Source organism: Altericroceibacterium indicum (genome assembly GCF_009828105.1).
GTDB classification, from domain to species: Bacteria; Pseudomonadota; Alphaproteobacteria; order Sphingomonadales; family Sphingomonadaceae; genus Altericroceibacterium; species Altericroceibacterium indicum.
On the sequence record NZ_WTYQ01000001.1, the window covers coordinates 404,814 to 415,770 of the forward strand.

Genomic DNA, 10,957 nt, shown 5'->3' on the forward strand with positions numbered 1-10,957 from the left:
GTCAGGCAACGACGCCGGGGAAGACAATCGCAATTCCGCGATCAATAGCATCAACCAGCAAGTCCCCGCTTTCATTGATCAGACCGCCACCAAGATCAGGGCTAGCGTAGTTGAACCGGACATCTGGTGCAGCAAACTGGACCATCGCGCCGGGGCCGGAGCCGTACTGCCCCCAAAGTGGGTGACGTTGCTGCGCATCGGCAAGAGCCATGCTGTCAAACACCGCCTTTGTGTAGCTCTGCCGCGTCATCGAAATAGAAGCTGTACTGGCCGTTACTTCCGGTGCATCGCTGCCGTCTTGTTGATTGGGATTCGGCGGGTTTTCGCTCTGAAGCCCAAGATCAATTGTAAGATCAGAACCGCCCACACGCTTGTTATCAAGCCACAGATCGCCATCGCGGAAAAGCGGAATAGCGCCAAGTGCGGGAATGACAGGCGTTGCCTCATCGGCATAGTCGTCCAGAATCCCTTCGTACGTCACCTGCAATTCAGGGAATCGAGCTTGTTCGCGGGTGCTGGTCGGGAACGTAATCTGTGCCGAAGTAGGGCGGCAATCACGCAGATCATAACGAACGCCATCAAGCCAGAACTTCATTGAGAGAATAATCGGATCATCTGAAGTTACTGACCGCATATAGCCGATGAATGGCGGGATTTGATAGTTTGCAGCAGGCGCAGACGAAAGCACCTCCATCAATTGAGCTGTCTTGTCGGCCGCATAGCTCCGGATCATGGTCAGTTGGTTTTTGAAACCGGTATCATTATCCGACAGGATGAGCGGCCACGCCTTGTAAAGCCCTGCGGTTGCTGCGGCTGATGCGCCAAGGACAGCATTGTTTGTGTCGCTTCCGCTCCCCAAAGCCTCCGGTGAAACCGGAATAGCAGAGGTATTGCGTACCTCTGTCATCTTCATGGATTGGAATAGACGCCCGAGTAAGAAATCATTCTCATCGGGTATCGCGGTGCCACCGGGAGGGCGGATTTTCACATTGAACGCAAAGCTCAATCGCTTTCCGGCCACCACATCAGCGTTGTTTACAATCGATCCGGTGTATTCATCGTTACTGATCGTCACGCCATTAATTTGTGGACGTAGCTGAGAAACGGGCAACAGATCAGCGTCGCTGATGCCGCTTTCGAAGGTGCCGACAACGCTCTGAATGGCAAGCGCAACGGCAGAATTATTAGTCTTACGGGCCATTTCGGGTCCTTTCTTTAAGCTTAGGAATCGCTATCGGCGCCAGCAGCCTCGACCAGCTCTTCAAGACGGGCTGTGGCACTGTCTTCGCCATGCAATTTTTCGGAGAGGTCATTAGGGCCGGTGATCAGAAACCAGCCATTGCCGCGATCCGTCAGCGTGAAGTCATCCACCTCGGCAACCACAACATTGACGCCTTCCTGCGCATCATCGCTCAGTGTGATGGAAACGGCCTTGCGCGTCGTTGCACTGGCAACAGCTTCTGTCAGGTTCTCGCCTTTGCAGGCCGCTTCGTGCAGCGCACGCGCGTCAACGCTTCCGCTCCCAAGGGGCGGGCAAATATTCTCAGCCATGTGGTTTATCCTCTAAATAAGGAGAGTGTCAGAACTTCAGGCCGCCATGGCCCAGAATGGTGAAATGGTCGGTGCGGCTCGTGAAGAACTGCGCCTGCCATTGAAGGGAGATGGAGCCGGCATCCGCTTTCAGAATTGGAGCCTGGTCAATTTCTTCCAATGTTTGCAGCATCCCGCCCAAAGTGCGGTCGGCGGCTAGGGCAGCTACCACATGGGCCAATGCAGTACGTCCAGCGCGCATAAGATCAGGAGTGATTTCGTCATCCTGATTGCGCGTGATGACTTCTGTTTCGATGGCCATTTCATGCATGGTTTGCGAATTGGGTTCAGGCCCGTTGAAGAAACGATAATCGACGGCGGCGACCACAATCACCCGATCTCCATCAATCGGAACATCACCAACCGACAATTGCACTGTATAATCGTTCAGATCAGCATAAGCGGCCAACGTGGCCACCAAACGATCTTCGACCTTGGAGCTTGCAGCGTCAGCCATTAACTTTCACCAGACGAAACAGCCAGTGCGTACCGGGCTGGTTAAGCCCAACGCCTACAGGCTTCCAAACGCCATCAATTTCCGGCAGCTTGATCCGGTCGGCATCAGTTGGCTTTGCGTTCAGCAAAGTGCGGTGGATGCTAACCATCATCCCCTGCTCGATAGTCTGCGCATTGGCGAAATTAACCTCTTCGGTCGAATAATCCATGCGTGCCGCTACAGGGCCATAAGCACCGCCTGCGGGCTTGTACTGGATTTCAGGGCGCAAATAGGCATCACACGCATTGTGCAACTTCGCGCGCAGACTATTGAATGAAGGGATAGGCATCAGACGCTGGTCGGAGCCTGATCGTCGATAGCGGCATCTGCAACACCGTCATCGTCATCGGCATTTTCGCCTTTGGCTTCAGAGATGCGTTTAAGCAGCTCTTCGGTGTCCCAGCCATTGAAAGGCCTGCTACCAGTCACTTCCTTGTACTGGGCACGCAGCGCAGAAATGTCTTCAGCCTCGCCGCTTACGTCTTCGGCCTTTCCAGTTTCGCCTTCGCCCTTGGCTTCAGAGATGCGTTTAAGCAGCTCTTCGGTGTCCCAGCCATTGAAAGGCCTGCTACCAGTCACTTCCTTGTACTGGGCACGCAGCGCAGAAATGTCTTCAGCCTCGCCGCTTACGTCTTCGGCCTTTCCAGTTTCGCCTTCGCCCTTGGCTTCAGATGCACGGTCGGGGGGAGACGATGGGGCAGGAGCGTTTGCGGCCTGTCCGTCTATGTCGTCTGACACATAGCCCAACTCCACCATGCGCGGGATAGCCGATACTGGTACGCGGGGAAGGCGCACCGCTTCGTTTTTGCTGTCAGGGTTGAAATGCACCTGGCCGAAGCCAGGTACAAATTCAGTCTTGGCGCGCAATGCGCGAACGCGACGGGTTTCCATCACTTATTCCCGCTCAGCAGCACTTCTGGACGGGTGCAGATGGGTAGGCGGTGGCTTTCGATTTCCACATCAGCCCATTCTTGACGTTTATCGTCAAGCAACATGCGGCTATACCATTCCTGGCCTAGCGTGTTCACATGGTCAAACGTGGGCGCCGGGGCAAACGCTTCCTGGAACAATCCACGCACGCCCATGGGGAAGAACTTCACCTTGTCCACACCTACGGCGACCTTGGAGTTATCGTCTGTCCCGCGATAGTTTATCCAGGTCACGCCCCACGCATCGATTGCATCGAACACGGTGTCTTCCACCAGCTTACTGGCATTAGCGGTGTTCTTATACTGATCCTTGTATTCGGAGTTTTCCTGCAGATCGTCGTAGAAGTCATCGCCGCACAGCGCAATGATGCGCATGGATGGCGGGGCAGAGCCACCGATAGCCCGGATCATCGGGCGCTTGACATTGTTTGCAACGAATTTCTTTACTTTCGTTGCATTAGCCCAATCGAAATCAATTTCTGCGGGCTTGGTGTAACCGAACGTCTGGTAATAATCATAGATCACGCTGTCATCGGCATCGCGCAGAATGCCGTCGATGCATGAGAGATAAAGCCGCTCGCGTGTCGCGGAAAGGTCATCAATGCATCCCTGCTGACGTTCAGCAATTTCGGACTGAAGCTGCTTTAGCTCGGTTTCGGAACCAAAGGCACGAATGCCCTGGATTTCTTCTGCCGTAACCATGCTGGATTCTTCGATCCGGCGAACGCGCAGATCCACGACTGATGCCTTGTCGTTGGAGCGGCGAGTGCGCGGTGCGCCTGGCTCGCTCGTCTGAATGATGTTGAGCTGTTGGCCTTTCATCTCAACAGCTACGCGCCGACTACGCACGCGCTTAGGTGTGAAGAGATTCATACGCCCCAGCAGTCCAGGGATGGTCTGGGAACGACGGACGGCTTCAGTCATCGAAATAGCTGAAAAAGCGTCCTGCTTGAATACGTCCATGGTAAGCATGGCGTTGTGTCCTTATGCTAAGAAGGTTTCGCGCTTCAGCGCAGAATGATGCCGACTTCGGCCAGGTCGCGGGTGGCCCGCACCTTCTGGTCGGTAGTGGTGCCAGTCGGCCAGACAACGATTGCGGCGTTGTGCTCGCAGTCGCGGACATAGGCGACGCCGGGGACTTCACCGTCCGTTCCGTCATAATCGCCATATGAAATAGCAGAGCCAACATTCATGCCATTGGAGGCATCAAAATCGATTGGGCCAAAGGTCTGCGTATTGGGCACTGTGATATCGAAACCATCGCCAACCGCGAAGTCGGTCGAACCGTCCGTGATCACGCCCTTGACCTGCTCGGCAAAAGCAGCCGTCCCGCCAGCGCCGCCACTGATCGTGAAATCGCCCAGAACGGTGCCGTCAGGATCTTCAAGGCGGAATGTGCCGCCATTCGTAGCTGCCTCAATGCAGCGCAATGTATAAACACCGGGCTTCGCATGGGCCAGGGTGGGGTTCGTGGCATCCATAGTGACGGTGCCATTGCCGGTATTGCCACCAGACTTGGCCGCGCTGGTGGCGTCGCCATAGGCGGCACCAAGAACGGCACAAGCTTTCAGAACAGCGCCACTGGCAACCGTAATAGATTCGCGCGAACGATCCCCATTTGCCTCACTGACAAGGCTTTCATTGGGATGCACCGGTTCGGTAAGCATAGTCATGTCTCTGGTTCCTCTTTAGGGAAGGGGAGTTGGATGTCAGAACCCGCCGTTTTCGCGGCGCGCCCGAATTTCGTCGTGGATCTTCTGCCAGCCGTGGTTTTCTTCGGCTTGGGTTTCGCCACCTTCATTGCCGAGGTCGATCTGGCCGTTCTCGCGCATATGTTGCAGCATTTCAGAGCCTTCATCGGCTGATGCTGATGGCGTCAGTTTGGGCAGCATTCCCACAATCGCGTCAGCGCTCATGTCAGAATTAGCGAGCAGTTCAGCAGCGGCCATTTCACGGCCTTTAACGTCATCACTTGCAAAGACCGCAGCGATCCGCTGGCGCTCTCCGGTAATAGCTGCCGCCACTGCGTTGCTGTCACCGTGCTGCTGTCCGTCGTTCATCTGAGATTCCGCGCCAGGGGCGGCGGCCTGCTGTTCTTTGTCTTTCGACATAGGCTTGTCCTTTTTTTTGCCGTCGCCGGCTTCTTCGTCATCGGGTTGGTCATCATCTTCCGGATTTTCCGGATCGGTTTCCGGCTTGCCTTCAGGCATATCTTTCATGGAGGCGTGCGGCGTTTCGACCTGGCCGCGCATAACGCCGCCAAGCCCGCCAAAGCGCGGCTTGCTCATCGCATTTTCCTTTGGTGGCTTAGGCCCTGCGGCCCAATTCGAGTTGGAGAAGCTCCCAGGCTTCCGTTTCGGACATGATGTCATCCACCAGTCCGGTCTTAACGGCATCCGCGCCGCTATAGATTTCCGCTTCAGTGTTCAGCACGGTATCCACTGAAAGGCCGCGCCCCATGGCAACCATATTGGCAAAGATGTCGCGGGTTTCATCAACCATCGCCTGCAGTTTGGCGAGCGCTGGATCATCAAGCGGCTCTGTCCCGGTCATGCGGCCTTTGCGTTTACCTGAGCGGATGATTTCCGGCGTCATCCCATTTTTATCGAGTGCGCGGGAAAAATCGATATACATGATATAGGCACCGATAGATCCGGTAATCATTGTGCGGGGGCCGTAAACGCGGTCACAAACGCTTGCGACGGCATAAGCGGCGCTGGTCGCCTGCTCGTTAATATAAGCCCAAACCGGTTTTGGCCCGCCTTCGCTCAGCGTACTTTTGGCAATTTCCTCGCACATGGCAAAGCATCCAGCGACTTCACCGCCCGGACTATCTATGTCGAACCATATTGCCCTGATCGTGCTGTCCATCAACGCAGCGCGGAACTTGCGAATAATGCCGTCATAGCCAGTCATGCCGGAGACAGGATCGAGCCAACCAAATTTGTGAACCAGCGTCCCGCTCACAGGGATGACGGCAATATCATCATCCTGTGCAAACGGCTTCCAGTTATCGCGGTCGCGCCGTGCATCGCCTGAAAGGGACAGCATGTCGGTCGCGCCAAGTGCCGTACTATCGATACGGTCGAAATTGCCAACGCCAAGACGGTGCTGCAGCGCTGCGACGATGATTTCAGCTTTATGCTCGTGGATCATCAGCGGCGTGTTGAATATCCGCTGCGCCAACATGGGCAACTGGCGGTTAGGTTCACTGCGGCCCTTCATGCGCTTTGCCCTTCGCTTTCGACAGGATCAACTTGAGCATTGCCCTCCGGATAAGCTTCCGGGGCAGAGGTATGCCCAGCGCCAGCCTTCAGCGGCATGTAGGGCTCAAGCCCCATCTGCTCGCGGTACTTTTTCTCACGCGCCTGATTGCGCAGCGTTTTGCGATAATCCTTGCCGCTCTCATTGCTCATTGTGGTGAGGTCGGTTGCCCCTTGGTTTAGGCGGAAGTCGTCAGCCTGACCTTCCTTCAACGGATCAACACTGCCCCGGCCTGGGCCTATCCATTCGCAAAGCGAAAGCGCGTTGCGGTACTTGTAAAAATTCGTCTTGCGACCGGGCACCTGAATGATGCCCTTTGCCACAGCCTCTTCGAGCCATGCGAGATAGATCGGCGTGCAGAAGCCCTGCGTGAACAACCAGCGGTCATGCAGCAATCCGCGCCATATCTCATTGAGCATTGCGCGTGCTGATGAATAGTTGATGTCGGCCCAATTCTGAGAAATCTGTGCGTAGGACAGCCCCAGAGATGCTGCCATGCTCCGCAGCCCGGTTGCCTGAAATTCCGGATAATTCTGTGATGGATGTTCACTCCTTTTGAACTCCATCTTTTCCCCTGGAAGGCCGTGAAACACCCGCACACCCTGCATCCGCACAGGATGATCCATGCGGTAACGGAAATGCTCGGGGAGTTGAGTTTCTTGCTTGCCGGAGGTCGGAGCCATGGCCGCAGCAACTTCTGCAGTTGGAGCGGCGCTTTCAATTGAAACCGCCATGATGGCATTCAGCAATGCCGCTTCCAGCTCTGCATCATCGAACCTATCAAACATCTTGATACGCTTGATGGCTGAAACAAACCGGCTAATTCCGCGCCTCTGGTCCGCACGGTTGCGCTTGAATGCGTGAACAAAGATAGGCCTGCCGGTCGGTCCGTAAAACGGAACCCTCGTCCAGCGGAAAGAATCGAGCGTGCCGCCATTGTTGCTGGATGGATGCGCTACTCGGACATGCGCAGCCAGGGGGGCTCCATTGCGATCATATTCGATACCGCCGATGAGCGTTCGCCCATTCGAAAGCTTGTGGTGGTCAGGTAATCCATTCGGGTTGCTCACCCGGTCAGGATCGACCACTTCAAGGCATGTTTCCCACTGCGCCAACACGCGCGGGCCAACAGGGGGAAGCATCTTGATAACCGCAGCCGCTTCGCCATCGTTCCACCAGTGACGATAGGCCAGCTCGACCATCCCGCCAAACTGCAAATGCATCTGCGCATCGCATAGCTTGCGCGGATCGCGCGCCCATAGCTCAAAATGCTGCTCGGTATTCTGCGACCATTCATCCGCCCAATCAGGCGATTGCCCCATACTCTCAAAGGCAGGCTGGGTTTCAAGTCGGATATTCGAACCAACCACGGATTCCGCACGGCGATCCGTGGCGCCAGAAATGATAGGGTGATTGCGAACCAAATCGCGCGCACGGCGCGTTACAGCGTCGCGCGCATCAAGATTTTCATCGGTCCCGGATGTAAGGCTCGGCGTCCATCCCGCCATTTCACGGCTGTCATAGCGCTGCGCTTCATAGGGCTGAGTGCCGAAAAACATGCGTTGGCGCAGGCCGGAAAAAGCCTCGCCTAATGTCTGCATGAAACTCATTACCAGTAAATCCCGATTGCGCTACGCACCGGCCGACCAGCTTCAAGGGCTTCAGCCTGTGCATATTCCCGGCGCAGGCTCTCAATGCTTGCTTCAATGTCCTTGATGGACATTTTGGAAAAACTCACGCGGCTTCCGTCTTCCGAGATATCTTCCACCCGATCACCCCGGACAAGCGCTGAACGCGCGGCGCGATAATCCGCCAGATCGGCGGCTATTTCTGTCGTCGTTCTTTGCATCAAATGTCCTACTCGTCGCTTTGGTTCAGGGTTTGATCAAACAGCGCATAAGCGCTTTTTGCTAAGTCGCCGGCTCCGCTGACCGGGGCAGCTTGATCACCTCCTTCCGGATAGAGAGGGATAGGCTGCGCCCAGATCGGTCTGCGCTCAGGATCATCCCAGATATTGTTTGCGTGATCAGGTGAAAGCATGAGCCGCCCAGCTTCATTGTATCCGTATATGTCGAGCGATTCATTGCGCCGGGAAATGCGCTTCCACTTCCCATCAATAAAGATTTCACCAAAGAACTCGTCAATGTAATGGCCCTCCACCTCATCATAGAAATGGCACTGGCCAGGCTTCTCATCAGTGATGGCAAGGCGCTCAGTGGTCAGGTGCTTGAGCCGATCAACGCCAAGGTCATATTCAACCAGCACAGGCATAACAGCCCGGCCCATTTCGTCCTTATCCACCTTGCGTGGTACGTTAGGCAAAATGGGTTTCTTGCCATCAGCGCCCTTGATCAGCTTGACCTTTGACCACGTGCCCCATGCATATCCTGAATTGATAGCCCGCCTGGCAAATTCACGCGCCTTCCACGTCACATTACCATCGCCGCTATCAATGCACGTCACCGCCACCGGCAACGCCCAGCCAGGCCGAGCCTCCAGCTCAAAGCGGCGATCAACGACTTGAGGCAGCAGCAACAGCCAATCATCAATCTGCTCGGACAGGTTTATATCGCGCCACTGCCCATCAGCGTGCATCCGCTGGCGGATCGTCTGGCGATCTAAAATCCAGCTCCTTCCCTCCAGGTCCCAGCCGATCCACATCACGTCAAAATATTTAGACCCGGTATCGACTGCGGCAGTCACGAACAGAACGGGCGCAGGGGCAACGCCGCGCGCATAACCGTAATCGGCGTCACGCAACCGCTTCTTCAGAAGCTTTGAGCTAATCCCCCCCGTTGTGGCCGTGCCTTCATAAATCTCACCCAGAGCCTTTGAGAGAAATTCCTTGAGATCCGAAGGGTCTTGCGTGCGCTCAAACTTGATCAGCGCTGCCTCATAGCGTCTCGCCAACTTAGCCAGCGTGTCGCTTTTCAGCATTAACCCATGAACCCAATAGCCATGGGCTTCATTGGGCTCCATTTCGCCTGCGATGCCCGCCTCTGCATCAAGCGATTGTCCCCGGTGCATCCAACCGTAAGTGCCGGTTTTCTCGCCTTCGCGTAGCGCTTCATCAACCATCGCACGGCGCTGTTTATCATTCAGCTTTGATCCGCAGTGAGGGCAGATCATTGCCGCGCTCCTTTCAGCAAGCGCTATGCGTGCATCATTGGCCAACTGGTCATTACGGACCCAATGAAGCTTAAATTCGGGAACATCTTCCCAAAATTTTGTCGCATAGGCTGAAGCATATTTTCGGCATTTCCTATGCGCACAGCGCATGATGAAAATGCCCCGGCTTGTGTCCTCATAACACGCTGCAACACCACTCGAATAACCAAGATCAGGGTGCGATAGGATAGCGCCCTTCCGCCTGCTACCGAGTAGCTTCTGTCTGCCATCAAGCTGAGTGCGTGGACTTGCGGCAAACTTCTTGAGCCAGGCATCTGTTTCGTCCATCGTCATGAAAATCGGTTGACGGTCCCGAAACGTACTGTCTTTAGCACTCAAATATTCCAGCGGGTGCCCCGATACACGCTTGAAATAATCCGTGTTATCCCCGCGCGCACCACCAACTTTGGCAAGCAAGTCAGGGTTAAGATCAAACATCGGGTGCATTACTGCGCGGCAGTAAGCTGTAACTGCTTCCTCACTGTTCAGAACCCATGTGCAACGGCCCATCGGACCGAAGCGCATCAGCTTATAAAGATAATTCTCACATATCGCCGTGCCACCAGAGCGAGACGGTTTTACCAGCACCAGAACATTGCAGTCCGGCTTATCCAGCGATGACATCGGACCAACATTGTAAGGCGTTTTCCAACGGTCATACCGGACTGTGCCATTGCCTTCCGATGCAGGCATAATCCGGTATTTTTCAGCACATTCGACGGTACTGATCCGCTCAGGTGGCTGATAAAGCTCTAATGCGTCTTCCAGCAAGTCGAGCGGGTCTTGTAAATATTCCCCCGCAGCAAGGGCCTCAACCTGTCTTTGCAGGCTGACCGGGCTAAGCAACGCCTCCAGCATCACTCAGGCCAACTGCACGCAAATTACCCAGCACGTCTTGCGCTGCCCGTCTCTGGGCAAGCATGACAGAACTGATAGCATCTTCGAAAGCACTCCTGACTTTTGGCTCCCATTGGCCATCCGGGTCGGCCTGTTGGGCTGCCTGCATCGCAGACGCCTGCATCGCACTGAATATTTCACGCATGGCCGCACTGGCTTTGCGCGCATCGGTCAATTCACCTTGCCGCTCACGCATGTCCTGCACGGCATTCGATGTGCGAACCAACTCTTGCACCTGTTTCAGATCAAAATCGTCCGGCACTGATTGCAACGAGCTGCCGCCCGCCATTTCTTTCATCCGTCGATTTTCAGCCGCTGCCTTCGCCTGCTCTGCCTCCAGATGGCGAATAACCATCAAGATCGTTGATCTCGGTTCGTACTGATACCCGATCCCATGGCCCCCGCGACCGAAGCATCCCGCTTCGGCCAGATCTGGAATATTGTTTGTCCAGTCTCGCAGTGTGACGTGATTGGTGCCTATGAACTCGTAAAGCTCTTTCGCCGTCAAAAGCGTGCCCGGCTCGAAACCTTTTGCCCGCTCTAAAGCGCGCTCAAGACTGTTTATCCTGGCCTGATGAGATGTTTTTGACCGGGCCATGGCTCACAAAATCCC

13 protein-coding genes are annotated in these 10,957 nt (G+C 55.2%); all 13 read right to left on the bottom strand.

Annotation, left to right across the window (positions count from 1 at the left end; translation table 11 throughout):
* Position 1 precedes the first annotated feature (1 nt).
* From GRI39_RS01960 to GRI39_RS02020, 13 genes are read right to left on the bottom strand one after another with little or no spacing between them, the layout of a single operon-like run.
* Positions 2 to 1,201: a hypothetical protein gene (locus tag GRI39_RS01960; RefSeq protein ID WP_160738007.1), complete on the bottom strand. Its 1,200-nt coding sequence runs from the start codon at positions 1,199 to 1,201 to the stop codon at positions 2 to 4.
* 20 nt (positions 1,202 to 1,221) lie between these two features.
* Complete coding sequence (locus GRI39_RS01965) at positions 1,222 to 1,551, bottom strand: hypothetical protein (protein WP_160738008.1); 330 nt, start codon at positions 1,549 to 1,551, stop codon at positions 1,222 to 1,224.
* Positions 1,552 to 1,579: 28 nt separating this feature from the next.
* Positions 1,580 to 2,047 (bottom strand): hypothetical protein, encoded by a 468-nt coding sequence (locus tag GRI39_RS01970; RefSeq protein WP_160738009.1) that lies wholly within the window; start codon positions 2,045 to 2,047, stop codon positions 1,580 to 1,582.
* Positions 2,040 to 2,375, bottom strand: coding sequence for an alanyl-tRNA editing protein (locus GRI39_RS01975; RefSeq protein WP_160738010.1), 336 nt, complete (start codon positions 2,373 to 2,375; stop codon positions 2,040 to 2,042). The genes GRI39_RS01970 and GRI39_RS01975 overlap by 8 nt, the downstream gene beginning before the upstream one ends.
* Positions 2,375 to 2,977 (bottom strand): hypothetical protein, encoded by a 603-nt coding sequence (locus tag GRI39_RS01980; protein ID WP_160738011.1) that lies wholly within the window; start codon positions 2,975 to 2,977, stop codon positions 2,375 to 2,377. Before GRI39_RS01980 ends, GRI39_RS01975 begins: the two co-directional genes overlap by 1 nt.
* Positions 2,977 to 3,987 carry a major capsid protein gene (locus tag GRI39_RS01985; protein WP_160738012.1) on the bottom strand — a complete coding sequence of 337 codons (1,011 nt, stop codon included), beginning with the start codon at positions 3,985 to 3,987 and terminating at the stop codon, positions 2,977 to 2,979. Before GRI39_RS01985 ends, GRI39_RS01980 begins: the two co-directional genes overlap by 1 nt.
* Before the next feature lie 35 nt (positions 3,988 to 4,022).
* Positions 4,023 to 4,688 carry a head decoration protein gene (locus tag GRI39_RS01990; protein ID WP_160738013.1) on the bottom strand — a complete coding sequence of 222 codons (666 nt, stop codon included), beginning with the start codon at positions 4,686 to 4,688 and terminating at the stop codon, positions 4,023 to 4,025.
* Positions 4,689 to 4,724: 36 nt separating this feature from the next.
* The gene (locus GRI39_RS01995; RefSeq protein ID WP_160738014.1) at positions 4,725 to 5,303 is read right to left on the bottom strand and encodes a hypothetical protein; all 579 of its coding nucleotides are present in this window, start codon (positions 5,301 to 5,303) and stop codon (positions 4,725 to 4,727) included.
* 19 nt (positions 5,304 to 5,322) lie between these two features.
* Entirely contained in the window at positions 5,323 to 6,240 is a 918-nt protein-coding gene (locus tag GRI39_RS02000; protein WP_160738015.1) for a S49 family peptidase, read from the bottom strand.
* On the bottom strand, positions 6,237 to 7,889 hold the full coding sequence (locus tag GRI39_RS02005; RefSeq protein WP_160738016.1) for a phage portal protein: 1,653 nt from the start codon (positions 7,887 to 7,889) through the stop codon (positions 6,237 to 6,239). The genes GRI39_RS02000 and GRI39_RS02005 overlap by 4 nt, the downstream gene beginning before the upstream one ends.
* Complete coding sequence (gpW, locus tag GRI39_RS02010; protein WP_160738017.1) at positions 7,889 to 8,128, bottom strand: gpW family head-tail joining protein; 240 nt, start codon at positions 8,126 to 8,128, stop codon at positions 7,889 to 7,891. The genes GRI39_RS02005 and gpW overlap by 1 nt, the downstream gene beginning before the upstream one ends.
* A gap of 8 nt (positions 8,129 to 8,136) precedes the next feature.
* On the bottom strand, positions 8,137 to 10,305 hold the full coding sequence (locus GRI39_RS02015; protein WP_160738018.1) for a terminase gpA endonuclease subunit: 2,169 nt from the start codon (positions 10,303 to 10,305) through the stop codon (positions 8,137 to 8,139).
* A complete protein-coding gene (locus tag GRI39_RS02020; RefSeq protein ID WP_160738019.1) occupies positions 10,286 to 10,942 on the bottom strand; it encodes a hypothetical protein in 657 nt (218 codons plus the stop codon). Before GRI39_RS02020 ends, GRI39_RS02015 begins: the two co-directional genes overlap by 20 nt.
* Positions 10,943 to 10,957: the final 15 nt, after the last annotated feature.